Origin of the sequence: Roseateles sp. DB2 (assembly GCF_051857535.1) — a bacterium.
In the GTDB taxonomy this organism is placed as follows: Bacteria; Pseudomonadota; Gammaproteobacteria; order Burkholderiales; family Burkholderiaceae_C; genus Roseateles_B.
Genome location: NZ_JBPZGY010000017.1, coordinates 1 through 25,998 on the forward strand (window position 1 = coordinate 1; position 25,998 = coordinate 25,998).

Genomic DNA, 25,998 nt, shown 5'->3' on the forward strand with positions numbered 1-25,998 from the left:
GTCGTGGTCGAGCTGCAGGCCCCGCTGCCCCTGGCGGCCTATGCCCAGAACCGCGTGGCCGGCGCGCTGATCGTCGTCGACCCCACCAGCAACCGCACCTCGGGTGCGCTGCTGGTGCGCTGAAGCCACTGATACAGGTGAAGATCAAGACCTGACCCCGAGGAGCAGGGCTGACCGCTGCTGGAACAGTGAGGCACCTGGGCTCGCAGAGGGCTCTTTTGGTGGGGGCCGGACTTGGCTATGCACACACCGGAGCCGGCGGCCGGCGCCCATGCCCGTCAGGGCGGCTTCCCCATCACAGCGATTACGATGTCGCCTGGGGGCTGCTCCAGTGCACAGGCATGCGTCTGCGCTCAAAGCCCTGCACGCCCACCCTGACAAACGCACGATGATCGATCAAGCCCTCTCTGGAGAACTGCCTGGCCAGCCCAAGCCGCTGCCGCTGACGATCTGGCTGACCGGTCTGTCCGGTGCTGGCAAGTCGACGCTGTCTCGGCTGTTGCACGAGGCCCTGCGCCTGCAGGGCCGGGCGAGCTGTGTGCTGGACGGTGATGCGCTGCGCAGCGGCTTGTGCCGTGATCTGGGATTCAGCGAGGCCGACCGGCACGAGAACATCCGGCGGGTGGCCGAGGTGGCGCGCCTGATGAATGGCGCCGGGGTCACTGTCATCGGTGCCCTGATCTCTCCGCTGGCCCGCGACCGGGCGATGGCGCGGGAGATCATCGGCGCCCATCAGTTCCTGGAGGTGCATGTGGCCACCTCGCTGGCTGTTTGCGAGGCGCGAGATCCCAAGGGGCTCTACCGCAAGGCCCGGGCGGGCCAATTGCCAGGCTTCACCGGCATTGACAGCAGCTACGAGGCGCCCGCGACCCCGGACCTGCGCCTGGACACCGGCCTGCTGGACGAGCCGTCCTGCCTGGCGCAATTGCTCGCGCTGGTGGACACGCGTGGCCTCTGAGGTGGCTGCGGCCGGCCGCTGAGGCGGGCCCCCGGGGGCTCCTCAGCGGGCCAGCTCGTTCCAGGCCTTTTGAAGCTCCGGCGGGAGCCGGTTGTCGTAGTACCCCTGACGAGGCGCCTGGAATGCACGTGGCGTGCCAGGCGTCCGGTAGAGGCAGATCAGGCCGGAATAGGACGACAGCTGCTTGCCCACGGCGAGCCGCACGTAGTCGGCCTGGCTTGCCAGCTGACGCATCTGGTGCGGAATCTGGCTGCAGTCCACATAGATCAGCGCCAGGATCTCGTAGCCATTGGCGACGGCCAGGTCGTAGAAGAAGGTCGGGTGGTAGTTGAAGAAGCCGTGATCAAAGCAGCCCTGGTTGGGCAGGGAATGCAGGATCAGGCCTCCGGGCTTGACGAGCTGGTGCAGGGACTTGAAGGCCTGGTACTGGTTGAACACGTGCTCGGTCGTGCCGATATTGGTCACGACATCCCAGGCATGCTCGGGCAAGCCCAGCGGCTCGTTCAGGTCCAGCTTCAAGGCGCTTTCGGAACCATGCAGGTCGATGGCGGTGTAGTCGCTGTAGTTGAACACCAGCTTGTAGAACACCTTGCTGAGGTCGAAAGGCTCCGTTGCTGGACGCGTCTGCAGCAGGGCGTTCATTTCGGCCAGCAGCGCGGCCCGTCGTTCCTCTGGGATGTCCTGGAACTGCCCGATCAGCACGGGAAGCTCTTCGGGCCTGACGTCGTAGAACCAGTTCTGCTCGCCGAACTCGAGCAGGCGTACGGCCGGACCGGCACCGATGAACTGCTGGCGGCGCAGCGAGAGCATGAACTGGATCAGGGAATGAGACAGGGCCATGGTCGGTGCGCGTCGAGATCAGACAGTGGAAAGTATGCCTTGCTGCAGCACATCGGCCAGCTGCTGCGCATGCACGCGCAACTCTGGCACGGCGGTGGCCTCCCAGTGCTGGGCGCGCAGCAGCGGGCCCAGGTAGTACAGCCCTTGCTGCGGATGACCTTCGGCATCCAGCAGCTGGTAGTCGGGCGCGGTATGGACCCCCAGCCCCAGCGGGCAGGGCTGCAGGCGTCCCTGCGATGCCAGTGCCTGGAAAAGGCCGCTGGGATCTCGCTCGATGCGGCTGCTGGGGCCGGTGCAGTTGAAGACACGTTGCACTTGAACGGCTTGCAGGGCCGCATGGCCTCGCGCTGTCCAATGCAGTGATACCCGCCCATCGGCCAGGATCTCGGCACCCGCCAGGCGTCCGGCATGCAAGGTCAGCCGGCCCTCACGGAGCAGTCGCTCCAGCAGGGCCACGACCGTGGGCGCTGCCCGGTGGCGGTGCACGTCCCAGTACACCTGCAGATGACGCAGGAACTGCCGGCGCTGGGCAAGGTCCAGTCCTTGCCACAGCGCGGGCGTCCGGGCTCGCAGGGCCACCCAGAGGTCCCGCCAGTCTTCGGGCGGGCGCAGCCGGCGCGCCGTGTCTCGCATCTGGCGCACACAGGCACGGAGTCGATGGCCGTCGATCCAGCCCTGCGGTGCCTGGAAGGCGGGCGGGGGCAGTTCGTTGTCCCTGTGGGCCAGCGGGGCGATGCCGCGGCGGGACAGGCACAGCACCGGCCCGCGATGCCCCGCATGGTCCAGGCTGGTCAGCAGGTCCAGCATGGTCAGCCCGGCGCCCACGATGGCCACTGGCGCATCGGGTGCCAGGTCTTGCGTGGCGCCGGGCTGCCAGGGATCACGGATGTAGCGAGGTGCCTCCAGCGCTTGCAGCGAGGGGTGTGGATCCTGGGGGGTGAAGTGCCCCAGCGCGAGGACCAGGCGGCGTGTCTGAAGTACGCCGCCTGCATCGTCCCTCAGCGCCCAGCCACCCTCGCAGGGGTGGCAGTCGCGGATGCGACGCACTTCATGCGTCCAGCGGATGTCCGGGCGACACCGCAGGGCCTCCTGCAGGCGGGCCGCCAGGTATTCGCCGTACCACGCGCGGGGCACGAAGGACTTGCCGCTGGCCGCACGGCCACGCTCGCCCAGCCAGGTGATGAAGTCATCCGGCCGGTCGGGGCGCCAGGCCATGCGCCCGGCCGGCACGTTCAGCAGGTGCAGCGGCGACTGCGTACCGTAGGCCAGGCCCCGGCCAAGCGGCGCTCCGGCGTTGATCAGCGTCAGCCGGCTTCCCGCGGGCATGCGCTCCAGGAGATGAAGGGCCAGGGCCGTCCCCGTGAAGCCTCCGCCAACAATGGCGCAATCCTGCATGTGCATGGTTCGTTCAGCGGCCGGGTTCGCAGACGAGGTAGATCGTCGAGCACAGGTCCGGGTACTGCTGGCCCAGTGCGTAGCAGCCATCGAGATAGGCCGGTGAAATGATGTCGGTCTGCAGCAGCCGGTCCCACTGGAAGTTGGCCAGGGCCTTGAAGAAGATGCCCGAGCGGTGCACCACCTTCAGGCCGGCGGCGACGGCATCACGCTCCAGCGTATCCAGGGCGTAGGTGCAACGATGGCCATGCTCGGCCTCGGCCGGGGTGACGGCGCTGTTGTGGCTGATCAAGCCCATCTTCACGGCGATCTGGCGCGAGGGCGCATTGGCATTCGGGCAGGCGAGGAAGAAGCGGCCGCCGGGTGCCAGCCACTCCTCGTTCACGCGGCGCAGCACCTGGACCGGGTCGTCGAGGTGTTCCAGTACGTGGGTCATGACGATGTTGTCGTAACGGCCCGGCAGTTGCGCCTGCTCGAACAGGGCGTTGTGGAACTGGACGCGGTCGCCCAGCCGGGCCTGCGCTTCGGCCATGGCCTGGTCGGAGGCCTCGACGCAGCTGACGTCGTCGAAATGTGCCAGCAGACGGCGGGTGAAGTCCCCCTTGAAACTGCCCAGTTCCAGCATGTTGCCTGGCCGGAAGAACGGCTGGAAGGACTGGATCATGTAGGGATGCATGACGTCGAAGTCGAAGCCGTAGGCGTACTTGCGTTCTTCGGAGTCGATGATCTCGGCGTTGTAGTTGCGCTTGTCGTTCATGGCGTGGTCTCAGAGGGGGCGACGCATCAGCAGGTTCTGCGCGTGTCGGTCGCCGGGAACGAAGTGGTGGCGTTCGTAGAGGCGGATGGCGGAGGCATTGTCGCAGTGCACCTCGAGGCTGACGCCGGCCAGGCCGGCGGCTCGGGCCTGCTCGCAGGCGGCGTCCAGCAGACGGTCGGCCCAGCCCTGGCCGCGCCAGGCAGGCTCCAGGCTGACGCTCGTCACGAAGGCCTCAGTGCCCGGTTCGCCATTGGCGTAGATGGCGACCAGGCCGACCAGCAGGGAGCCGTGCCAGAGTTCCGCGCGCTGGGCCCGCTGCACCAGCTTGGAGGCGTAGGCGTGCAGATCCAGCCGGCTGCTCAAGGGGGGCATGAAGTCCGCGTCGCAGCGCTGCAGATGCGTCAGCACGTCGGTGTCGCGGCTGGCGTTCAGGCTCTGCCGCAGGGCAGGGCTCATGGCTCGAGCACGGCCAGCCCGAAGCCCTCGCGCCCAAACTGGTTGCCGTTGTAGAGAAGATAGATGCGGCCGTCCACCTCGCAGACATGCGGGTAGCAGTTCATGTCGCTGTCCCACTGCCCTGGTGTCGTCTCCAGGAGGGGCTCGTCATCGCAGCGTTGCCAGGTCTTGAGGTCATCGGACCAGGCGTGGCCGATGCGGTAGCCGCGGGTCGGGTCGGTGCGAAAGCCGTAGGCATGCCGGTAGCAGAAGGCCATCAGCCAGCGCTCGCCGACACGGATGACGCTGGGCAGCGCCTGGCACTCATCGGCACCGAGCCGGTCGCCGATGATGCGCTGCCCTTCGTCCTTGGTCCAGTGAACGCCGTCCGGGGATTGCGCATGGCCGATCTTGTAGACGCGGTCCGGTGCCTCGCCCTCGGCATAACGCGTCCAGTGCGTGCCAAAGATGTACCACATGTGGAAGGTGCCGCCTACCTTCTGCACGAAGCCGTCGCCCACGAGAAAGGGCTCCTGCGGGGAGGGGCCGAGCACAGGGCCAGGGCCTGTGCGCTCGAAGCTCAGGCCGCCATCCCTGGAGATGGCGAGGCCGATGGCCGTCTCCACGGAGACGGAGGAGCGGCGGCTCCAGCCGCAGGTGTAGCCCCAGACTTCGTCACCGACCGGCAGCACCTGCATGGGGAAGATGCCGTGTTCGTCGAAGGTGCCGAGCTCGCCCAGCGGGATGACCGGCTCGGCGTTCACGCGAAGCACGCGCGAGAAGTCCCGGCTGAACTCCGCAAAGGCGATGTGGCTCAGGAACTTGCCCGTCGCCTCGTCACGTTCGCGGGTCGAGAAATACACGCGGATGGCGTCGGGCAGCACCAGCACCTGCGGGGATTGCGCGAACTCGACACAGCGGTTGGCGAGCTGATGGTCGCGGGGGTCGAAGATCTTGCCTAGCTTGCGCCACTTCATGGGAACGCTTTCGAAAGTATCCGGGGGTGAATCAGAGCTGGCCCTGCAGCTCGGCGATGCCGAAGCCGTGGCGCCCCACCTGGTTGCCCAGATAGGCCATGTAGACCTTGCCATCCAGCTCGAAGACATGGGGGTAGGCGACCATCTCGTTGTCGAAGCCGTCGTCGGAAATGGCCAGGCCCGCCTGCGCATCGTCCCGTGTCCAATGCAGGCCGTCTGCGCTGTGGGCGTAGCCGATGCGGTAGCCGCCGTCCTTGCCGCGGTAGTTCGCACTGTGGCGGTAGCAGAAGAACATGTGGTAGCGGCCGCCGCTGAAGATGACGTCCGGGCTGGCCTGGGCTTCATCTTCCTCGATGCGGCTTTCGATCAGGTCCCGGTGCTGGCGCTGCCAGTGGATGCCGTCTTCGGAGATGGCCATGCGGATCTTGTAGACCGGCTCGGCCCGACCGTCGACCATCTTCCACTTGCGGCCGGCGATGTAGTAGAGCCACCACTGCCCGTTGAAGCGGCGGATCTTCGGTCCGCTGATCACGAAGGGCTCATCGGGCGTGTAGGCCAGCACGGGGCCGGGGCCGGTCTTCTGAAAGGTGCGCCCGCCGTCAGTGCTCACGGCGCGCCCGATGGCGACGTTGAAGGGCACGGACTCGCACCGCGTCCAGCCGGCGTAATAAGCCACATGCGCAGCGCCTGCCTGCGTCACGCTCACCGGGTAGGTGCCGAACTCATCGAAGCAGCCGGTGTCACCGAGTGGGAGGATGGGCTGCTCGGCAAAGTCCAGCACGTTCAGCAGTTGGCCACGGTCCAGGTCCACGTAGGCCGAGAAGCTGGTGTACTGACCGCGTTCGTCGGGCTTGGGGCGGCAGGAGAAGTAGACACGGACGCGGTCATCCAGGATCAGAGTGGCCGGTGCCTGCGCGAACTCGGCCAGCCAGGGGCGGCCCTGCACCTCTTGTGGAATGAAGGGACGGCCGAGTTTTTTCCAGTGATACATGGTGAATCAGACGTAGTCGAACTGCGTGCGCACCCAGTCCTGGACGATTTCCAGAGGGTTGAAGGCCAGCAGATCAACGATGGACAGCCAGGGCACGAAGGGCGCGCCCCACTGCGGGTACTCGATGGGCCGCGCCTTGAGGAACTTCAGGGCGATGCCGTGGCGCGCGAAGGTTTCGGCATCGTAGAGTTCGGTGCCCCCGATGGGGTTGATGTAGGTGTGGGCCTGCACGGCCTGGCACAGGGCCAGCACCTTGTCTTGTGCACGCAGCTCATGGTGGATGGCCACCTCCGACGACGTGAGGATCCGCGTTGTCAGGCCCAGGTGCTGGCACACCGCGTCGACCGAATGCCGCACATGGCGATAGAGGTTCTGCTCGGGGCAGTTGATCACCGAGGCCAGCAGCGGCCGCAGGGCTTCGTAGTGCGGCGCCTTGGCGTAGGCGCCATCGAACTGGGCCAGCAGCTTGCGCCGGTCGTGGCCCGGCGCAAGCTCTCGTTGCACGACGTCCAGGCTGTCCGACCCGGCGGCCACCGGCAGCGAGAAGGTCACGGCCTCACCGTTGCGCAGCATCCGGTTGCGGTTGATCCAGCCCTTCTTCGTGTACTTGATGTTGTCGTAGATGATGAAGGTATCGACGGCGGCGATCAGCTGCCAGTACCCGATGTACGGCAGGAAATAGGGCTGCATGATCGCCAGCGTCGTGCCGCGCGTGCTCTCGTCCACGTCAGTCGGCCTGCATGATGGCCACGATGCGATCGATGATGTCCACGTCCAGGTCCGGATAGATGGGCAGGCACAGAACCTGCTCAGCCGCCATCGTGGCCACCGGCAGGTGGTCGCGGTGGGCGGAGGGGAGGCCGCGGTACATGGGGAAGCTGGAGACCAGCGGGTAGAAGTAGCGCCGCGGATGGATGCCCTGCGCCTTCAGCTTGGTGTACAGGCCGTCACGGCTGCACCGATGCTCCGGGCGCACGAGGATGGGGAAGTAGGAGAAGTTGGTCTGGGCGTCCGGGTCATGGGCCAGGCAGTGGATGCCAGGCACCGCCGCGAGCTTCTCTCGGTACAGCTGGTCCAGCTGACGCCGCCTGGCGATCGCCTCTTCCACATGCTGCAGCTGCAGCAGGCCCAGGGCTGCATTGAACTCGCTCATCTTGCCGTTGATGCCAGGGGCAATGACGGTGGTCTCGTCCACGAAGCCGAAATTCTTCAGGTGGTCGATGCGCTTCTTGGTCTTGGCATCCGGGCAGATGATGGCGCCGCCCTCGAAGGTGTTGAACACCTTGGTGGCATGGAAGCTGAGCACGGAGAGATCGCCGTGGTTGAGCACGCTCTGGCCCTGGTGGCGCACGCCGAAGGCATGGGCGGCGTCATAGATCACCCGGAGGTTGTAGGTGTCGGCGATGCGCTGGATCTCCGCCACGTTGCAGGGGCGGCCGTAACAGTGGATCGGCATGATGGCCGTCGTCTGTGGCGTGATGGCGGCCTCGATCTGAGCCGGGTCGAGGTTGAGGCTGTCCGGCTCCACGTCGACGAAGACGGGCTTGATGCCATTCCACAGCAGCGAATGGGCGGTGGCCACGAAGGTGTAGGGCGTGGTGATCACCTCGCCCGTGACCCGCAGCGCCTGCAGCGCTGACACCAGGGCAATGGTGGCATTGGTGAACAGCGAAATGTGGGGCACGCCCAGGTATTCGCACAGGGCCGCTTCCAGCCGCTGGTGAAAGGGGCCGCAGTTGGTGAGGGTCTTGCTGTCCCAGATCTGCTTGAGGAGGGGCATGAACTCTTCCAGCGGCGGCAGGAAGGGTTGGGTGACGTAGACGGGCTTGTTGCTCATGGGGATCGCTCTAGGAGAGTCCCGCCTTCAGGACGGGATGGCTTCGCCGACCTTCAGCAGGTGTGCACTGCTGCGCTGCAGGGCCTCGTGGTTCTCGTACATCCACCAGACGGCGTCCACAAACTCGGTCTTGTCCTCCGGACGGGGCGGGGCGAACAGCCGGCCTGCCACGTCGATGGTCCGCAGCTGCTCGGCCAGGCTGTGACGTGTGTCGTCCTCCTGGATCAGCTTCATCGCCACTTGGAAATAGCCGTCGTCCGTGGTGCTCACGAGCCAGTCCGGCATGCCCACCATGCGCAGCACGTCGCGGTCCCCGATGCTCAGCACCTCGTTGGCCACGTAAGCCACGGTGGGGATGCCCAGCAGGCAGGTGTCGACCGTGCTGTTGGTATTGCCAAAGGGGAAGGCCGCCAGCGCCAGATCGCAGCGCGCCAGTTGCTCCAGGAACTGGCCGTAGGGGCGCGGCGGGTGCAGGGTCATGTGGCGGAAGCGCGGCAGCAGCAGGGCTTCGACCTGGTCATAGGAGATGCCGCTGGCGCTGGCGAAGAAGTGGAAATGCAGAGGGCGTGGACTTTCCCTTTCCAGCCGCTCGACCAGGGCCAGGAAGCGCGGGGACAGCTTCATCTGCGAGCTGTTGATGGCGACGTGCAGCTTTCCGTCGTCCGGATGTCCGCGCTGGATCTTGCTCACGTCCAGTTCCTCATGGGCGACAAAGCTGCCCCATGCTTTGCGTTCCAGGACCTTCATGCCGAACTCATGGGCCGCTTCGCCATGGCCGGCCTGGACCAGGCTGTAGTCGATGGTGTCCATCATGGCCGGGGCTGGATGTCCCAGGGTCATGAACTGGATAGGCGCGAAGCGCAGGGCAGCCAGCGGGGGCGTCCATTCCGACATGCCGAGGCTTGGGTAGTAGATCAAGTCAGGCTGCAGGCGGACCAACTGCCCGGCCATGCTTGCCAGCGAATTGATGCCCTTGAAGGTCACCACATCGTCAAACAGGGAGGCGGTGTCAGGCGAGTAGTACTGCTCATGGACCACGCAGACCACGCGGAAGCGTGGCCGCAACTGCTCTATGCAGGCGGCATAGCTGCGGTGCATGGCGTGGCCGCTGCGCATGCGCTCGGCGACCACCACCAGCAGCGGCTGCTCCGTCTTCCGGTACGCCCGGCTGCGGGCTTTCACGCCATTGACCTCGTCGACGCGCCGCCAGACGCTGTTGAGCGAGGCCTTGAGTGCATGCTTGAGCGGACTGTCTGCGTAGCTGCAGTGCATCCAGGCCGAGGACAGCCCCAGCAGCGCCGTGGCATGCGGTGCCATGGTCGACTGGCGCAGCCGTTCGTGGGCCGCAAACAGGGCGCTGCGATTGGCCTCGCCCACGGCGGAGTGCACAAAGGGCGAGGTGAGCCAGCCCATGGTCAGCATCAGTTGCCAGTCCGGCGGCAGCTGGACAATGGCCTGCACGAGTTCCGGCGGCAACTGGTCCAGCGAATAGAACAGCGACAGGAAGAAAGCCTGCTGTCCGGTCATGGACAGCGAACCGTCGGCATTCTTCTTGGCGTGGAAGCGCATCAGGTGCGCCGGGCCGTCGAAGCCACTGAGATCGAAGATGGCTTCCAGGGTGGCCTTGCGGCCGCACAGGGCGGCGAACTGGGATTCGGTCAGCCGGAAGGCGGGCGCATTGACCAGGCAGGTGATGGCCGCGGCGATGCGTGTATAGAAAGCACGCAGGCCTGCAGGCGAAGGGCGAGGGGAGAGCACGCCGCTGCCACCCCGGATGCCGCCGAGGAAATCCACCAACCGCACAAACAGCTCTGCGCCTTCGGACCACTGCTGGGTGTAGGCAGCCCGCTCTAGGTGAGCGAGTAGTGTCAGGCCGTCGATGTGGGCTTGGGGCTGGTCCGAATCGGGCTGCGAAGACATGTGATGAGGGCGATGAGTACAGACAATCTGCGATCGGGTGATCGAGTCGAAGGTGCGGAGTTTGCCAGAGGCGCCGCCCTACTTTGGCCCGGAGACCGGCCAAGGAGACATGGATGTGGACGTGGGGATGGGGGCCCTAGTGACAGGATGCGAGACTTTAGGGAAACTCCGGGGCCTCGCAGCACAGGGCCGATGGCGGCTGGCTTCGCGTTGTTTTTGAGCGTCAGCGTCGATGGAAAGAGCAGGTGAGTCTTGCTCTGGTCTCAAGATTGACGCAGAGCGTCTGCTATGCTGCTCGCAACCTATCGAGTCTTGTCGCAATGACGACCAGCGCGGACAAGGTGGGGGACGCGATCGCCAGCATCGCAGTGGGAGTTTGAGGTTTGGCAACTGCCCCGGGCTTTCACTTCGTTGACGCACCCTTGTGTTTCGGCATAATGGCGCGGCGCTGATCTGCGCTAGTTCGCGAATCTAAGTTCGTGTTGCAATATTCTTCGGAGAAATCATCAATATGAAAAGCTTCACCATCAAGGCGCTGGCTGTTGCTGCTGCTTCGGTGTGCGGGTCGGCTGCATTCGCAGGTACGGCTACCGTGCCCGCTGGCGTGACCACTTACGCCGTTGAGGCCCTGACCAGCACCACCGCTGTCACCCTGCCCGCACTGTCGTACAAGATGGGCGTCGCTCGTACCAGCGCTCAAGACTTCACTGTGGTGATCAAGCCTGTCGGCGGCAGCACCTTTGATGGTACCGTCTGCAACAGCGCCAAGCCCGCTACCGTGGCTGCCGCTGCCGTGAACGACATCACCGTCAGCCTGAAGCGTGCCTCGTCTACCGAGTGCGCCTACGAGGTGGACATCACCAACGCCGCTGGTTCGGACACCAACCTGGTCATGAACTTCACCGGCCTGAAGCTGACGGCTCACAGCCTGGCTTCTGGCGGCACCGAGAAGGTGACCGTGGGTCTGTGGGACCTGGGCGAAACCGCTCGCATCGACAACAGCGCTGACCTGACCGTCACCGTTGCCAACGCTGGCCAAGCCGTGACCATCCTGTCGGGCACCGACACCGGCACCACCGCCAACGTTGATGACACCAACGGCCCGCTGTTCGGCTTCGTTGCTCAGAACAACGACAGCGCCACCACCGCGGCGGCTGCCTTCGTGGTGTCGAACAACCCGAACGGCTACAAGATCGCTGACGGCGTGACCGCCTACGATCTGGCTAACGTCAACCACGCCACCAAGGTGTCGGTGACCATGACGGGCGACTTCGACGGCGCTACCCTGACCAACGGTGCTGTGACCGGCGTGTCCGTGGCTCCGATGAACGGCGCTGCTGCCGTGACCGTGACCGGCACGACCTCTGCCAAGTTCGACCTGCTGCCTGCCAACTTCAACGCTTCCACGGTTAACCAAGTCGTGAACGTGAGCTTCGTGGCCTCTGGCGCCAAGTCGCTGGGCACCGCTCGTTTCTTCGGCGTCTCCGCCGTGGTGGACAGCGTGGTCGGCGCTGACGAAACCGTCGCCAACAGCAACTTCTGGACCTGGGATGCCAACGCAATCGAACTGCGTTCGGCCTTCTTCAACAACGCTGACGACTTCGTCCGCTTCTTCTTCCAGAACGTTGGCTCGGCTGCTGGTTACTCGGCAACCTGCCAAGCTGAAGCTGGCCAAACCGTGACCTACGGTACCGCCAAGACCGGCACCCTGATCAACGGCATGACCATGGTTCTGGCCAAGGACATCTGCTCGTTCTCCGGCGGCAAGCGCGGCGCGATCACCTTCGTGATCAACGCCCCCGCCAAGAACGTCAAGGGCGTGTTCCAGCAAGCCGTCAACGGCCTGTCTGCTGGCTACATCCCCCTGGAGCGTCCGTACGCTGGCAAGACCTACTAATCACAGGTCTTCAGACTCAGGTCTGGCAAAAGGGCACCTTCGGGTGCCCTTTTTTTTGCCCCGCCCTTTGATAGGGCAGGGGCGGCGTGGCTGGCCTAAGCGCCGCCTCAGGTGGTGGCTTGTAGGGGGGTGTCATAATGCGCGCGTCCTGAATCCCTGAGCCCGCCATGCCACGCCTTGCCGCCTTCTCCTGCCGTCCCCCCGCCCAACGCGGTTTCACCTTGCTTGAGATGCTGGTGGTGCTGGTGATCGTGGGCATGCTCATGGGTCTGGTGGGGCCGCGTGTCTACAAGATGCTGGACCGCGGCAGCTCGACGACGGCCAATGCCCAGATCCGGCTCCTGAGGGGGCAGGTGGAGAACCTGCGCATGGACATCGGACGCTATCCCACGGCCGAAGAGGGGCTGGCGGTGCTGCTGAAGGCGCCTGCCGACCCGGCGACCGCGGCCCGCTGGCGGGGGCCGTACCTGGACGACACGGCCGTGCCCCTGGATCCCTGGGGAACGCCTTATCAGTACAGCGTGCCGGGCCGCGATGGCCATCCTTACGCGCTTTATTCCTTTGGCGCTGACCGCAAGGCAGGGGGCAGTGGGGATGATGCAGACCTGGGTCTGCTGCCACCCCAATAACCGCCGAGGTCATGAGCCGCTCGGGGCGAGGCTTCACCCTTCTTGAGGTGCTGGTGGTTCTGGCCCTCCTGGGTCTGGCCGCTGGCGTGGCGGCGCCACGGGTCCTGCAGGCCTTGGCGTCGGCGCAGGAGCGGGGCTGGCGCAATGACATGAAGGCTCGCATCGAGGCCCTCCCTGCGCGGGCTTTCCTGTCCGGCGAAGCGCTCAGCCTCAGTGCGCCGCAGCTCTTGCGCGAGCAGCCGCCGCCACGTGAGGGCATTGAGTTGTCTTTGAAGGAGCCCTTGCGCTACACGCCGCTGGGTCTCGCCGCCGGCGGGGAGCTGATGCTGTCCTTCGACGCGCGCCCACCGGAGCGCTGGCGGGTCGAGCCAATGACCGGGCGGGTGACCGTGCTCCCATGAATCGCTCCACCACTCCCACCATCGCGGCCCAGCGCGGGTTCAGTCTGTTGGAGGCCATTGTGGCCCTGACGATTCTGGGCTCCAGCGCGGTGGCCCTCATGGCCTGGCTGCAGCAGAGTCGTGACACGCTGTTGCGCGTCGAGCGGGTACGGGCGGAGGCCCAACTGCAGCTGGACGCGCAGGCCTGGCTGGCGACCTTGAATCCCTCGCTGAACCGCGAGGGTGACGCCGACCTGGGCGGCCTGCAGGTGCGCTGGACCAGCGAACTGATCGGCGCGGAGCACGATGAAAACGACTTTGGCGGCGTGCTTCAGCCAGTCTGGCGTATCGGGCTGTACCGTGTGCAGGCCCAGGCACGTCGCGGCGACGTGAATGCCCAATGGACGCAGACACTGGCCGGCTGGCGCATGCGCGAAGGTGCGAGCCTGCCCGCGAGGTCGCCATGAGCAGGCGCCGAGCGCTCAGGGGTCTCACCCTGCTCGAGCTGATGGTGACGCTGCTGATCGTCTCCATGGCCGTGGGCCTGCTGGGGCAGCTGATGCACCAGATGGCACAGGTGGAGCGCCGGCTGGAGGAGGAGGGGATGGTGGCCTCCGTGCAGTGGGCGCCCCGGGCGGCCCTGCGCGGCCTGGTGGAGGCGACCCTGCCGGAGTATGTGGAGCGCCCGAACCTCTTCACCGGGGATGCCCGCCAGGTTCGTTTCTCCAGTGCCGAGGCCATGAGCCTGCCTGGCAGTGCCCATGGCCGCGTGCAACTGCGCTTTGAGGGATCGAGCCAGTCCTCCGGTGAGCAGCGCCTGGTCCTGCAGCTGGAGGACCCCTCCCTGGACGAAGCGCAGGCGGCCCGTCCTGCCGTGCTGCTGGCTTGGCACGGAGAGCCGGGCCGTATCGACTACCTGGACGAGCAGGGCCGCTGGCAGTCGCAGTGGCCTTATGACCGCGAGGTCCTGCGCCGTCCGCCGCGCATCTTGCGCTTGCATCTGCCGGCCTCGCAGGGGGGGGATCTCTTGTTGGGCATCGCGGCAACGCAGGGGCCTCGGCCTAGCCTGGCCTACTGGATGCTCCAATGAAGAATCGTCGAACTCAACAAGGCTATGTGCTGCTGCTGGTGATGGGCACGCTGGCCGTGGCGTCCTTCGTCGCCCTGCGTTTCGCCGAGCGCATGGACCTGCGCCGCCAGGAAGCCCTGGGCCTGCGCCAGTACGTGCAGGCGCGCACCCTGGCACTGGATGCGCAGGCAATGGCCCTGTACTGGATGGGAACACGCGGCCTCATGCCCATGGGGCACGGCCGTCCCGGCGAAGGGGTGCTGCGGGAAGATGGCAGCTGGCACGCCATGCCGGGCGGCGCCTTCCTCAATGTGCAGGACCATCGCGGTCTGCTTTCGGTGAATGCCTTGGACCGTCCGGCCGTCGGGCGGCTTCTGCGTGATGCGGGGATGAGCCCGCAACTGTCGGACGCCGCCCTGGATGTCCTCGAAGACTATGTGGACGTGGACAACCTCAAGCGGCTCAACGGCGCAGAGGCGGAGGACTATCGCCGCCTGGGCCTGCCGCCGCCGCGCAATGACTGGCTGATGAGCGTGGAGGAGTTGGGCAAGCTGCCTCACTGGGGCAGTGAGCCCGCCCGGCTGAAGGTGCTGCGCGAGCTGCTGCATACGGACGTCGATCGCCAGTTCAATCCGAACACCGCGCCGGTGGCGGTGCTGCGGGCCCGTTTCCCTCAGGCGGACGAGGCGCAGCTGGCGCGCCTGGAGGTGCTCCGACGCCAGGACGGCCTGCCCAACGGTCGCATGGCCACCGCCGCCATCGGGCTGCCCATGGACCAGGACGACTACATTTATGCGCCGGGATTCAGCTCCCGCATCCGCGCCTGGGCCCCCGGCTTGCCCAGGGCCCTTGAGTACAATGTCCGGCTTGTTCCGGCCGGGGCCGCGCCCTGGATCATTCTTGATCAGCAGACCGCCCCAGCCCCCCAAAGCCCTGATGAGCTCCGTGCCGTCCCGAACTTTCCTCTCTCGCTGGCGCAGCGCCCCTGAGGGGAATAATGCCCCTGCCGTACTGGCGCTGGGCGGCCTTCGCGGCTTGCCTCAGCGCCGTGTCGGGCGCATCCCCATTGTCATTGCGCGCAGTCGCTGCCGCTTGCGCTGGTTCAGGCTGTCGACCCTGCCCGCCCATGAGCGCCTTGCAGCCTTGCGCATGCAGGCCCTGGCCTGGCAACCCTTCGAGGACAAGGGCTGTGCCCTGGCCTTGCTCGGGGATCAGGGACTGGCGGTGTGCTGGGACCGCCGGGCTGCCCGTGAGGCACTGGAGGCGGCGGGCATCGAGGAGGGGCGTGTCCTGTGGCAGCCGGAACCGCTGTTCGTCACGCCCATGGATGAGGGCGTGCGCCTGGTCCAAGGCCTGGACGGGGTGGAGGCCCAGTGCTGGGAGTCGGGGCAACTGCGCAGCAGCCAGTGGTGGGCGAAGGCTCCCGACGCACAATCCTGGTCCCACTTCCTGCATGCCAGCGCCCAGTCTGCCCAGGACATGCCGGCGCTGGAAGCAGCCGCGGTCCGTGCCCGCTCCTGGATCCCGGTGATCGACCCCCAAGGCAATGCCGGGCAGAGGGACACCGAACGCCGCCTGGTGCTCGTCTGTGGCATGGCGCTGGCCCTGTGCTTTGGCCTGGCCGGACGGCAATGGATCGACCTGCACCTGGCAGAGCGGAAGCTGGACGAGCGCTTTGCCGGCCTCAGCCAGCGGGCCGACCAGCAAGCGCAGTCGAGGAGGCAGGCGCTGGACACCGCTCAGCAACTGCGGACCTACGAGCGCTGGCTGTCCAGCCCCCTGCCCATCGACGTGATGGAACACCTGAGAGACTCCCTGGCGGGCACGGGTGCCATCGTCAAGATGGTCGACCTGCATGACCAGCGTTTGCGGGTCGGGCTGCAGGCAGGCCCCACTGTGCAGCGCGCGGCCCTGATCCGTGCCCTGGGTGCCGGGGCCTGGTTCCGGGACGTGACCGAGGCGCGTGCCGAGGACGCCGTGGGTCTGGTGGTCCTGGACATCCGCCTGGACGGACTGCGCGCGCCGGTGGCCGCGAGTCTGGCCGATGCCGCGGCTGCGGCCGCCGCACCCGCACCCCTGCTTGGCGCCACGGGTGCGGCAGTGCCGCCCCCGGCCACGCCTTCGCCTTCCCCGGTGCAGCTCAACCCGCTGCCGGGCGGCGCGCAGTCTGTCGCCGCCCGGCCAGCCGCACTCCCCGCCAGCACGGCCGCCAGGCCGCCAGCCAAGCAGGCGCCGGGCACGCCGGCAGACTTCCCGCCCAGTTCCGTCTTCGACGCCATCCCGACTTCGAAATGAGTGCCTTCTCAACGACCCTACAGACGCAGTGGGCCCAGGCGCGCGCCGAGTGGGAGGCATCAGCCCGTCTGCGCGTCGGCCTGTGGGCCGTGCTGGGCATTGGCCTGCTCTGGTTGCTCCTGCTCCTGCTCGATGCCTGTGACGCGGGCGTGCAGCGCCTCCAGACTCGCGAGGCCGAACTGCAGCGCCTCACCAGTGCGGCCAAGGGCGACCTGTGGGGCCAGCGGCTGGCGCAGGGGCAAGACCATCTGGCCGCGGTCCAGGGCATGGTCTGGTCCGAGCCGGAGCTGGGCCTGAGTGAGGCGGCCTTCCAGGATTGGCTCCGCGAGGTGAGTTCCCGTCTCGGCCTGAAGGCCAGGGAGCTGCAGGTCTCCCGGATTGAGGCCGGCAAGCTGGACCAGAAGGATCCCTTGCCCACCGATACGACCTTGCTGCGTGCGCGCATGGTGGTCGATCTCCAGCGCGGCCCGCTGTTCAGCTTCCTGGCCGAGGTGGCGCGCAATGAGCGCAGCATCGTGGTCGAGCGCCTGGTGATGCGGGCCCAGTCCCAGCCCGCGACCGCAGAAATTGAACTGCGCGCCTTGGCGCGACGCCCGGGAGCCACGCCTTGAAGCTGCGAAACATGACCCCGGTCCTCCTGGTGTTGGGAGCAGGCGCTCTGGGTGCCTTGCTGTCGCCGGCCTACCGTCCTGAGCAAGGCCTGGTCGGCGGGCGCCGGGATGTCTGGGAGCTGCCCGACTTGCCACGCCATCCGGATGCCGTCGGGAAGGCGCTGGCCTTGAGCAGTGCCCCTATTTTTGACCCGGAAAAGCCCCTGACGACCCCGCCGCCTGCAGAGGATCCCGGCTGGCGCATCGCTGCCTTCTTCAAGCGTGGCAAGGCCAGCAGCGTGCTGATCCAGTTCAATGCAGCGGGCAAGGCGCCGGTGCAGCTGAAGGCGGGCGACAAGCTGCCCAATGGCGAGCGCATCGTGGCCATCGAGGACAGCGAGGTGCTGGTCCGCAAGGGCCGGCAGACAACGAGATATGGAGTGGAACGCCGTGAATGAACGCCTGATGACCCGGCCTGCCGGCATGAGTACCGCTGCCGGCATGGTGGCGGCAGCGTTGCTTGGGGCCTGCGCTCCGATCGCCCCCCGGGTTCCGAGCCCCATGGCCGCCGACACCTCGGTGAAGTCGCAGACCGCGCAGATGCTGGCGGACACGCGCTCGAGCAGCCTGAGCGTCAGTGATGCGCCGCGCCCCCCTGCTACTGCCGCCAGCGTGCCCCTGGGCCCGGTGGTGGAGACGCCGCGCCTGAACGACCCCGTGCTGGCGGCGGCCAACATCCAGCAACTGCCGCTGCCGTCCTTTGTCCAGCTGATCTACTCGGAGGTCTTGAAGAAGTCGGTGACCGTCCATCCGTCGGTGCTGCAGCGCCAGGACCTGGTGACCTTCCGCACCGGCGAAGGTCAGACGGCTTCGCAGATCGAGCAGGCGGTCCGTGTGCTGCTCAAGAACTACGGCCTGTCCGTGGTGGACATCGGCGGTCTCGTGCGCGTGCTGCCGGACAACGCTTCGCTGGGCGACCTGCCGGTGATCCAGTACGGCGGCGCGACGCCTGACGTGCCGCAACCGCTGCGCCCCGTCTTTCACCTGGTGACCCTGCAGGCCGTGCGCCAGGTGGATGTCGTCAGCTGGCTGCGCACCATGTTCGGCGATCGCGTCTCCGTCTCCGATGACGCTGGCCGCAATGCCGTGCTGCTCAAGGGCAATCCAGACAATGTGAAAGCCGCGCTCGAGGCCATCTCTGCGCTTGACCAGCCCGCCATGAAGGGGCGGTCCAGCCTGGCCCTGAACCCTGCCTACTGGTCGGCCGAGGAACTGGCACGGCGGCTTTCGGAAGTGCTGAGTGCCGAAGGCTATGCCGTGCATCCCGTCGGCACGGCGGTCACGCCGGGCGCGGCCCGCTATCCCATCATCCTGCTGCCCATCTCGGCGCTGAATGTGGTCTATGTGTTCGGCAACTCCGACGCGGTGGCCTCGCATGTGGCCGAATGGGCGCGGACACTGGACCGTCCGAACGAGCGCGGCATCGGCAAGTCCTTCTTCACCTATGCCGTGAAGCACAAGGATGCCGAACTGCTGGCGCAGACGCTGGACCGCATCCTCTCCGGGAGTGCCCGCAGCACATCGACGGGCTCTTCCGCCCAGGGCGGCAATGGCAGCACCGGCAGCGCCCCCGGGGCTTCGGCGGAATCCAACCGGCTGAGTTCGGTGGTCGTGGACAAGTCCACCAACGTCCTGATCTTCCAGGCGCGTCCGGAGGAATATGGACAGATCTCCACGCTGCTGCAGACCCTGGACCGGCCCACCAAGGCCGCGCTGATCGAGGTCACGGTGGCGGAGCTGTCGACGGACGATTCCAAGGACCTGGGCTTTGACTGGTTGTCCGACACCATCAGCCTCGGCGGCGGCGGCAAGGCCGTGATCAGCAACAACGCCTCGAGCCTGGCGCCCGGTGCGGGCCTGGCGGGCAGCGGCAATCTGCGCATCTTCAATGGTGCCGGGGCGATGCGTCTGGCCGTGACGGCCATGGCCTCCACCAACCGGGCCACCATCCTTTCCAGCCCGCGACTGATGGCACGCAATGGCGAGACGGCCACCATCCAGGTCGGGCAGGAGGTGCCCATCATCACTTCGCAGCAGTCCACGGCCGTCGGGGGCACCGCGCAGCCGGGCCTGCTGCAGACGGTGCAGTACCGCAGCACGGGGGTGATCCTCAAGATCAAGCCCGTCATCCATTCCGGTGACCAGGTCGATCTGGACGTGACACAGGAGGTCAGCGAGTCGGCCAAGACGGACAACGGCGTCACCACGACCCCCACCTTCAAGACGCGCAAGATCGACACCAAGCTCACCCTGCGCAATGGCGCCACGGTCCTGCTGGGCGGCCTGATCTCGGAGAATGGCTCGCAGACCTCCAGCGGCATCCCTTTCCTCAAGGACGTGCCGGTGCTGGGCAGCCTGTTCGGCAAGCAGTCCCGCGGCGGTGACCGCCGTGAGCTGATCGTGCTGATCACGCCTTACATCGCCAATGACGCGCACGACGCCGAAGTCATCACCGATGCCTTCCGCAAGTCGCTGGGCAGCTGGGCCAATCAGACCAAGCCGCTGGCGCCGCTGCCCCCTGGCGAGGAGAGCACGCCCCGCCCGCCGGCAGCCGCCTCGGCACCGGCCAGCGGTGCCGGCGCCGGACGTTGACCATGGCGCAAGACCTGACCCCACCGCAAGCGCAGATGCGCCTGGGCGAGCTGCTGCTGCGTGGCGAGGCCCTGCGGGAGCCTGAGCTGCAGGCGGCCCTGGCCTACCAGGCCTCGCATGGCGGCCGCCTGGGCGCCGTGCTGCTGCGCATGGGGGCGCTCACCACCGACAGCCTCATGCCTGTGCTGTCTGCCCAGCTCGGGCTGCCCTGGGTGCGCGGCGCGCAGTTGGTCGAGTCCGAACTGCGCGCTGGCATGGCTGAGCTCGGTAGCCAGGGCAGCCGCCTGCTGGCAGCCGGCCTGCTCGCCTGGCGGGATGCCGAAGGCGGCTGGCAGTTGGCCAGCGCCGATCCCCTGCGGGCCGACCTGCTGGAGGAGGTGGCGCAGATGCCGGCCCTCGAGACGGCCCGCTGGCAGTTGATGGCCGATGGCGAGTTCGAGCAGTGGGCCCAGCGTCTGCGCATGAATGCGCTGAGCCTCCATGCGCAGGACGAGCGCACCTTGCGCGAGCTCGCCGAGGACGCCCCTGTCATCGCCTTTGTCAACAACCTCGTGGCGCAGGCTGTGGAGGCGCGGGCGTCGGACATCCACCTCGAGCCCGGTGAGCGCGAGTTCGAGGTCCGGCTGCGCATTGACGGCGTCCTGCATCGCCGCCAGCAGGTGGACATGGGGCGCTATCCGGCCGTGGTGTCGCGCATCAAGCTGGTCGGCGGCCTGGACATTGCCGAGCGTCGGCTTCCGCAGGATGGCCGCATCTCCACCCGGGCGGCCGGTGTGGAGATCGATATCCGCGTCTCCACCATACCGGCGGTCCACGGCGAGTCCGTGGTGATGCGTCTGCTGCCCAAGCAGGTGGCGGACCTCTCTCTCGAACGCCTGGGCCTGCGCCCGACGCAGCTGCAGCTGTTCCGCCGCTGGCTCAACATCCCCAACGGCCTGGTGCTGGTCACGGGTCCGACGGGCTCAGGCAAGAGCACCACCCTCTATTCGGCACTGGCTGCGACCAATGACTTCACCCGCAAGATCGTGACGGTGGAGGATCCGGTGGAGTTCCGCCTGCCCCATGTGATCCAGGTGCAGGCGCAGCCCGAGATCGGCTACACCTTTGCCCGGGCCCTGCGTGCCTTCCTGCGCCATGATCCGGACGTCATCATGGTGGGCGAGATCCGTGATCGCGAGACCGCGGAAATCGCCATCCAGTCCGCATTGACGGGTCACCTGGTGCTCGCCACGCTGCACACGAATGACGCGCCCTCCGCCATCACGCGGCTGATCGACATGGGCGTGGAACCCTTTCTGGTCGGGGCTGCCCTGCGGGCCGTGATGGCTCAGCGCCTGGTGCGTCGCCTGTGCGCCCAGTGTGCGGTCGACGGCGAGCGGCCGGCCCTGCTCAGTGACGCTGACTGGGCCCACGCGCATGCCGACGCCCTTGCCGACGCTGCCGCGCTGGCCAGTGCCGGCGCGGGCCCCATGGCGGTGGAGGCCCGTTGGCGCCAGCCTGTGGGTTGCCCGGCCTGTGGCCATACCGGCTTCTCGGGCCGGATCGGCCTGTACGAGATGATGGATGTGGGGCCGGCAATGCAGCACGGCATCGCACAAGGTCTGGGCATGGGCGAGTTGGAGCGCATGGCCAATGAGGCTGGGCGCCGCAGCCTGGCCCAGGAAGGCGCACTGAAGGTCATGCAGGGTCTCAGCACCATGGACGAGGTCTACCGGTCCACCGGCGCAGGAGTGCCTGCCTGATGCAGTTCGATTACCGGGCCCGCGATGCCGACGGGCGCGAGACCCGTGGCCGCCTGGACGCGCCAGACGAGGCGGCGGCCGTGCGGGCGCTCGCGGAGCAGGGGCTCACGGTCGTCCAGTTGCAGGAGCGCCAGGAGACTCCCGTGGCGGCCCGGCGTCGCGGCTCCATCAGCCGGGCCGATCAGGTCATGTTGCTGCAGGAGCTGGCGACACTGCTCAAGGCTGGGGTCTCGCTCGGAGACACGCTGCCCAGCCTGACGCAAGCCTATGCCAGCCATCCGCTGGGGCCTGCGCTGGCCGAGATGCATGCCCATGTGCGCGGGGGCGGGCGCCTGTCCACGGCGCTGGAGATGCCGGCGCTGAAGCTGCCGGGATATGTGCATGCCTTGACGCAGGCGGGCGAGGCCAGCGGCCAGCTGGCGCGTGCTCTGTCGGATGCGGCAGCCCAGATGGAGCTGGACCGGAAGTCCAGCGAGGCGCTGCGCAGCGCCCTGGTCTATCCAAGTCTTCTTGTCACCGTGGGGATCGCCGCGGTGTTCTACATCTTCGTTTTCGTGGTTCCCAAGTTTGCGCCGATGCTGCGCAATGCGCGCGCAGAGGTGCCAGAGATCTCGCGCCTGATGATTGAGTCAGGGGTCTACGTCAAGACGCATCTGGAGGCCGTGCTGATCGCGGGTGCTGCGGGGCTCGCCCTGCTGGCTGCTCTCCTGGCCCAGCCGCGGGTGCGGCACTGGCTGTTCCAGCAGCTCTCTCGCCTGCCGGGGGTGGGGCCCTGGCTGCACCAGATGGAGATCGGGCGCTGGGCCACGGTGCTGGGCACGCTGCTGGACAACCGGGTGGCCATCGTGCCGGCCATGACCCTGGCCTTGGGTGCCTTGCGCATCGACGCCATGCGCGCCGGGCTGGAACGCACGGCGCGCGCGCTCCAGCAGGGGGATGCCCTGGCGGATGCCCTGTCGACGCAAACATGGTTTCCGGCGACCCGCATCAACCTGATCCGCGTCGGTGAGCGCTCGGGCGAACTGCCGCGCATGCTCCTGGCCCTGGGTGAATCGCAGACTGACAGCGCCCGCACCACGCAGACCCGGCTGCTGGGCTTGATCGAGCCGGCCGCCATCCTGGTGATCGGCGGGGTGATCGGCTTCATCATGACCGCGGTGATGCTGACGGTCACCAGCCTGAACTCGTCCATCTGAGCCAGGCAGCGGCGCTGCGGGCGCCGGCTGTGCGTCCTTCAGTCCTGGGTCACGTCCGGGGGCATCGGACCCCGCGCCTGCTGCCGCGCAGACTGAACGCGCCAGGCCTCCTCCTGTGCCGCTTGCAGCGCCAGGACGGCGTCATGGGCCACGGCGGGCACGGCGGCGTGGTACTGCTCCACCCGGCCGGTGCCGGTGCGAAGCAAGGCCTGCCTGAACTGGGTCTCATCAACAGCCAGCCCGGGCTCCAGCATCTGCAACTGCCGCAACACGGCCTGCCGGGGCTGGGCCAGCAGCTCTGCATGGGTGCAGAGGCTCCAGTCCTGATCGGGCTGCTGCAACAGCCAGCGCAACTGGTCGGCACAGGCATGGATGGCCTTGGCCAGGAAGGCGTCCAGAACGTCGTCGCTGACGGGGTCGGTGCCGGGAAGATGGTGGGCGTCAAACATCTGGCGCCACATCTTGCGGTTGGAATGGAAGACGGCGGCCGCGTCCCGCATCATCCAGACTACTTTGGCCTGCGGCCAGCGCCGCCGCAGGGCCTGCAGTCTGAAGGTGTGGTTGGGGGACTTGAGCAGCATAGGACGTCCGGTCGCGGACAGGCTCAGTCGGCACAGGGCAAGAAAGTCTGCCAGGCTGTCCAGCCAGTCGTTGCTGGCCAGCCAGTGCCGGGCCTCCAGGGTGTCGGTCAGCTCGGGCAGCCGCGCGGGTGCCAGGAAGGCCCGGTAGGCCGAGTCCACGCCCATGGAGAGCAGGGCGAACTCGTCCTCCTGCGGGGATCGTGGACCCACTTCCAGTCCATCCATGGGGCGGGCGATGGGGCTGCTCGGCGGCGGTGCGCCCAGCAAGGCAAAGCTGCAGGCACTCATGCACTGCCAGGTCTCGGGCGTGGGCAGTCCGGTGGCGGCAGCCAGCAGCTCGTGCATCACGGTCGTGCCGCTGCGCCAGCAGCCCAGGATGAGCCATGGCGCAGGTTCGGCCACCCGCGTTGCAGGCAGGCGCGCGCGGCTGAGCTTGAGATTCAGGCTGTTCCAGTGGCTGCTCCAGCGCAGGCGGGCGCGGGTGCGCAGCGGCATGGCCTGCCATTGCGCTGCGGGCTGCTGCAGCCACTTGAGGAGGTTCTGACTGAGGGGCAGCATGGGGAGGCTCTCAGCGCGGGAACAGGCGCTGACGGCGGGCTTCCGCTTCACGGAGACGTTCGTCCAGCACTTGCCCCAGGCGCGCGGTGTCCTGAGGGCGTGCGGCCGACAGGTCGTGAAGTTCGTCGGGGTCGCTGCCGAGTTCAAACAGCTGCGTGCTCCCCTTGCCCTTGTCCAGCACCAGTTTCAGCAGGCCGTCCACAACCACGTAACGACCGCGCTGCAGGGGCGCGAAACGGCTCTGGCGCTCCATCGCCATGGCAAACACAGGCTGGGGTGGGAAAGGTTCGCCGAACAGGGCCGGGCGCAGGCTGCGGCCGTCCTGGTAGGGCAGAGGCGGCGCCCCGCCCAGGTCGGCAATGGTCGGGGCGACGTCAGCGAGGCTGACGGGCTGGTCCACCACGCGGGCCTGGCGCTGTCTGGGCAGCTTGATGAGCAAGGGCACGCGCAGGACATCGTCCGTCAGGATGTCGCCCGCATGGCCCATGTAGCCGTGTGCAAAGGACTCGCCGTGGTCCGAGGTCACGATCACCAGGGCGTCATCCAGCCGCCCGGCCTGCTCCAGCTGGGTGAGGAACTGGCCCAGTGCTTCGTCGGCGCCCATGATGCCTTCGCGATACCGGAGCCGATGCTTGTTGACGAGGCCCTGTTGCGCCTCGGTGAATGCCGTCATGCCCAGTTGCTGGGACCATTTGCCCAGCTCGTCGCCGGGCAGCAGCCGGCCTTTGGTGGACGCTGGTGGCAGGAAGGGATCATGGGGCGGCAGCGTGTGCACCCAGGCAAAGCTGGAGCCGCGCTCGCCGATGGCAGCCAGTGCCGGCTCATAGGTGAGCTGAGGCGGGTAGGGGTGGGTGGCCCCGTGCAGGTAGACATCCAGGGTGTCCAGGAAGGGCACCAGGCTGGACAGCCAGAAGGGCAGGGTGGTGTCGGGGAAGCGCGTCAGCAGGACGCGCGGCTGGCTGCCCAGGGCGGTGCTGCCCAGGATGCGCTGGTCGTCGTAGCCCGGGTCCGTGCCGTGGTGGCGAGGACTGGCCAGGATGTTGGCGCTGAAGGACAGCGTCCGGTAGCCGGCCTGACGCAATGCCGGCGCCAGCGAGCCCTGCTGCAGCGGTGTCGCCGCCTTGGCCACGATCTGCACACCCCAGTGATGCCAGGGCAAGGCCCCCGTTTCCAGGGTGATGGTGCTGGGTGTGGTGAAGTTGGCGCTGCTGTAGGCACGGCTGAAGCAGGTGGCCTGCGCGGCGAACTTCCTGAGATGCGGCATCAGCGTGTCACCGCTTGCGCAGACCTGGGCATCCCGCTCGGCCAGCGTGTCTATCGTGATCAGGAAGATGTCCTTGACCGCCGTGGGCGTCGACGCGGGGCGCACAGGGCTGGCAGGCTGCAGCAGGCGCGGCGGGTGCCAGGCCGTCGCGCCCGCGGCCGTCACCAGCAGGATCAGAGCCAGGGAGCGAATGGACTGCAGCATGTTCAGCAGCGGCCCTGCGATGCGGTGCGCCATGCCCTTCCACATGCCCCAGCCCAGCACCAGCAGCAACAGCAGGGTGACGGTGATGCGGGCATGCGGGGTGAGGCTGACATCGGCACCGGCGGTCAGCTTGAACCAGGCCCAGCTGCTGCCACCGAGCTGCCACAGGCAGACCCATGCGCAGGGGATCAGTACCAGGGCCCAGGCGGCCGGATCGGCCCATCGCCGTCCGGCCGGGACGAGCGCCAGCAGCCCCCGCAGCGTCAGGCCCAGCACGGCGAGCAGCAGGCACTGCAGGCCGATGAGCACGGCAGCCAGCGCCAGGTCCGAACCGAGTTCAGACGCAGTCCTGAAGGCGATGAAGGCGTCGAGCTGGCGCAGCAAGGCAAAGGGCAGCCATAACAGCAGCAACGCGCTCAGCGCATGGCTGAAGAGCTGCCACAGCGAGGCCCGGGGCCATGCGATGCCGCGGTCGGTGTGAGGGCCGCGCCTCATTGAGAATCTTGCGGACCCTTGCGTCGCAGCAGGCGCCTGACCGTGTCGACCAGCCAGCGGCGCGCCACCATCCAGACGCCGACGATGGCCGCAATGACGGGCGCGAGCAACTGGAACAGCAGGCCGCCCGCATTGGGATCGATGTAGGCAAAGGCGCCGGAACTCGCAAAAAGGCAGACCAGCCCGACGAGCAATGGTCGGCAAATGGAAGGCAGCACCTTGGACATGGGCAGGCGGGTCAGATGAAAGTGCTGCATTTTAGCTGTGCACTATAGAATCCGCCGCCGATCAGGTGCGCGTTCATGGGCGCTGCGCCCCGGCGCCTTTGTCACCCAG

At 67.2% G+C, this 25,998-nt stretch carries 25 protein-coding genes; 13 read left to right on the forward strand and 12 right to left on the reverse strand.

What is annotated here, in order from left to right:
* Positions 1–271: 271 nt before the first annotated feature.
* Entirely contained in the window at positions 272–958 is a 687-nt protein-coding gene (gene cysC / locus ACS5PK_RS19600; protein WP_439441952.1) for an adenylyl-sulfate kinase, read from the forward strand.
* A gap of 42 nt (positions 959–1,000) precedes the next feature.
* On the opposite strand, the gene ACS5PK_RS19605 is transcribed toward cysC, so the two are convergent.
* The 9 genes from ACS5PK_RS19605 to ACS5PK_RS19645 are packed head-to-tail and all read right to left on the reverse strand — an operon-like array spanning position 1,001 to position 10,110.
* A complete protein-coding gene (locus tag ACS5PK_RS19605; protein WP_439441953.1) occupies positions 1,001–1,798 on the reverse strand; it encodes a class I SAM-dependent methyltransferase in 798 nt (265 codons plus the stop codon).
* Positions 1,799–1,816: 18 nt separating this feature from the next.
* Positions 1,817–3,199, reverse strand: a complete 1,383-nt coding sequence (locus tag ACS5PK_RS19610; RefSeq protein WP_439441954.1) for an FAD/NAD(P)-binding protein — start codon at positions 3,197–3,199, stop codon at positions 1,817–1,819.
* A gap of 7 nt (positions 3,200–3,206) precedes the next feature.
* Positions 3,207–3,950, reverse strand: a complete 744-nt coding sequence (locus tag ACS5PK_RS19615) for a class I SAM-dependent methyltransferase (RefSeq protein ID WP_439441955.1) — start codon at positions 3,948–3,950, stop codon at positions 3,207–3,209.
* A 9-nt stretch (positions 3,951–3,959) separates the two neighbouring features.
* Positions 3,960–4,406 carry a GNAT family N-acetyltransferase gene (locus ACS5PK_RS19620; protein ID WP_439441956.1) on the reverse strand — a complete coding sequence of 149 codons (447 nt, stop codon included), beginning with the start codon at positions 4,404–4,406 and terminating at the stop codon, positions 3,960–3,962.
* Positions 4,403–5,362: a hypothetical protein gene (locus ACS5PK_RS19625; protein ID WP_439441957.1), complete on the reverse strand. Its 960-nt coding sequence runs from the start codon at positions 5,360–5,362 to the stop codon at positions 4,403–4,405. Before ACS5PK_RS19625 ends, ACS5PK_RS19620 begins: the two co-directional genes overlap by 4 nt.
* A 31-nt stretch (positions 5,363–5,393) precedes the next feature.
* The gene (locus ACS5PK_RS19630; protein WP_439441958.1) at positions 5,394–6,353 is read right to left on the reverse strand and encodes a hypothetical protein; all 960 of its coding nucleotides are present in this window, start codon (positions 6,351–6,353) and stop codon (positions 5,394–5,396) included.
* Positions 6,354–6,359: 6 nt separating this feature from the next.
* The gene (locus ACS5PK_RS19635; protein ID WP_439441959.1) at positions 6,360–7,079 is read right to left on the reverse strand and encodes a WbqC family protein; all 720 of its coding nucleotides are present in this window, start codon (positions 7,077–7,079) and stop codon (positions 6,360–6,362) included.
* 1 nt (position 7,080) lies between these two features.
* On the reverse strand, positions 7,081–8,190 hold the full coding sequence (locus ACS5PK_RS19640; protein ID WP_439441960.1) for a DegT/DnrJ/EryC1/StrS family aminotransferase: 1,110 nt from the start codon (positions 8,188–8,190) through the stop codon (positions 7,081–7,083).
* A gap of 27 nt (positions 8,191–8,217) precedes the next feature.
* Positions 8,218–10,110, reverse strand: coding sequence for a hypothetical protein (locus ACS5PK_RS19645; RefSeq protein ID WP_439441961.1), 1,893 nt, complete (start codon positions 10,108–10,110; stop codon positions 8,218–8,220).
* 511 nt (positions 10,111–10,621) lie between these two features.
* On the opposite strand from ACS5PK_RS19645, the gene ACS5PK_RS19650 reads away from it, so the two are divergent.
* The 12 genes from ACS5PK_RS19650 (at position 10,622) to ACS5PK_RS19705 (ending at position 22,560) form a co-directional block, all read left to right on the forward strand.
* Positions 10,622–12,007 (forward strand): hypothetical protein, encoded by a 1,386-nt coding sequence (locus ACS5PK_RS19650; protein WP_439441962.1) that lies wholly within the window; start codon positions 10,622–10,624, stop codon positions 12,005–12,007.
* 167 nt (positions 12,008–12,174) lie between these two features.
* Positions 12,175–12,636, forward strand: coding sequence for a type II secretion system major pseudopilin GspG (gene gspG / locus ACS5PK_RS19655; RefSeq protein ID WP_439441963.1), 462 nt, complete (start codon positions 12,175–12,177; stop codon positions 12,634–12,636).
* Positions 12,637–12,647: 11 nt separating this feature from the next.
* On the forward strand, positions 12,648–13,037 hold the full coding sequence (locus ACS5PK_RS19660; RefSeq protein WP_439441964.1) for a prepilin-type N-terminal cleavage/methylation domain-containing protein: 390 nt from the start codon (positions 12,648–12,650) through the stop codon (positions 13,035–13,037).
* Positions 13,034–13,483: a type II secretion system protein gene (locus ACS5PK_RS19665; RefSeq protein WP_439441965.1), complete on the forward strand. Its 450-nt coding sequence runs from the start codon at positions 13,034–13,036 to the stop codon at positions 13,481–13,483. The genes ACS5PK_RS19660 and ACS5PK_RS19665 overlap by 4 nt, the downstream gene beginning before the upstream one ends.
* Positions 13,480–14,106 (forward strand): type II secretion system protein, encoded by a 627-nt coding sequence (locus ACS5PK_RS19670; protein WP_439441966.1) that lies wholly within the window; start codon positions 13,480–13,482, stop codon positions 14,104–14,106. The genes ACS5PK_RS19665 and ACS5PK_RS19670 overlap by 4 nt, the downstream gene beginning before the upstream one ends.
* Complete coding sequence (locus tag ACS5PK_RS19675; RefSeq protein WP_439441967.1) at positions 14,103–15,074, forward strand: general secretion pathway protein GspK; 972 nt, start codon at positions 14,103–14,105, stop codon at positions 15,072–15,074. Before ACS5PK_RS19670 ends, ACS5PK_RS19675 begins: the two co-directional genes overlap by 4 nt.
* Before the next feature lie 103 nt (positions 15,075–15,177).
* Positions 15,178–16,380, forward strand: a complete 1,203-nt coding sequence (locus tag ACS5PK_RS19680) for a hypothetical protein (RefSeq protein WP_439441968.1) — start codon at positions 15,178–15,180, stop codon at positions 16,378–16,380.
* Positions 16,377–16,991 (forward strand): hypothetical protein, encoded by a 615-nt coding sequence (locus ACS5PK_RS19685; protein ID WP_439441969.1) that lies wholly within the window; start codon positions 16,377–16,379, stop codon positions 16,989–16,991. The genes ACS5PK_RS19680 and ACS5PK_RS19685 overlap by 4 nt, the downstream gene beginning before the upstream one ends.
* A gap of 11 nt (positions 16,992–17,002) precedes the next feature.
* A complete protein-coding gene (locus ACS5PK_RS19690) occupies positions 17,003–17,428 on the forward strand; it encodes a hypothetical protein (RefSeq protein WP_439441970.1) in 426 nt (141 codons plus the stop codon).
* The gene (locus ACS5PK_RS19695) at positions 17,421–19,622 is read left to right on the forward strand and encodes a secretin N-terminal domain-containing protein (RefSeq protein ID WP_439441971.1); all 2,202 of its coding nucleotides are present in this window, start codon (positions 17,421–17,423) and stop codon (positions 19,620–19,622) included. The genes ACS5PK_RS19690 and ACS5PK_RS19695 overlap by 8 nt, the downstream gene beginning before the upstream one ends.
* Before the next feature lie 2 nt (positions 19,623–19,624).
* Positions 19,625–21,364, forward strand: a complete 1,740-nt coding sequence (locus ACS5PK_RS19700; protein ID WP_439441972.1) for a GspE/PulE family protein — start codon at positions 19,625–19,627, stop codon at positions 21,362–21,364.
* Positions 21,364–22,560: a type II secretion system F family protein gene (locus ACS5PK_RS19705; protein WP_439441973.1), complete on the forward strand. Its 1,197-nt coding sequence runs from the start codon at positions 21,364–21,366 to the stop codon at positions 22,558–22,560. Before ACS5PK_RS19700 ends, ACS5PK_RS19705 begins: the two co-directional genes overlap by 1 nt.
* 38 nt (positions 22,561–22,598) lie before the next feature.
* On the opposite strand, the gene ACS5PK_RS19710 is transcribed toward ACS5PK_RS19705, so the two are convergent.
* From ACS5PK_RS19710 to ACS5PK_RS19720, 3 genes are read right to left on the reverse strand one after another with little or no spacing between them, the layout of a single operon-like run.
* Complete coding sequence (locus tag ACS5PK_RS19710; protein WP_439441974.1) at positions 22,599–23,699, reverse strand: sulfotransferase; 1,101 nt, start codon at positions 23,697–23,699, stop codon at positions 22,599–22,601.
* Between the two features lie 10 nt (positions 23,700–23,709).
* Complete coding sequence (locus ACS5PK_RS19715; RefSeq protein WP_439441975.1) at positions 23,710–25,662, reverse strand: sulfatase; 1,953 nt, start codon at positions 25,660–25,662, stop codon at positions 23,710–23,712.
* Positions 25,659–25,889 (reverse strand): hypothetical protein, encoded by a 231-nt coding sequence (locus ACS5PK_RS19720; RefSeq protein ID WP_439441976.1) that lies wholly within the window; start codon positions 25,887–25,889, stop codon positions 25,659–25,661. Before ACS5PK_RS19720 ends, ACS5PK_RS19715 begins: the two co-directional genes overlap by 4 nt.
* Between the last annotated feature and the right edge of the window lie 109 nt (positions 25,890–25,998).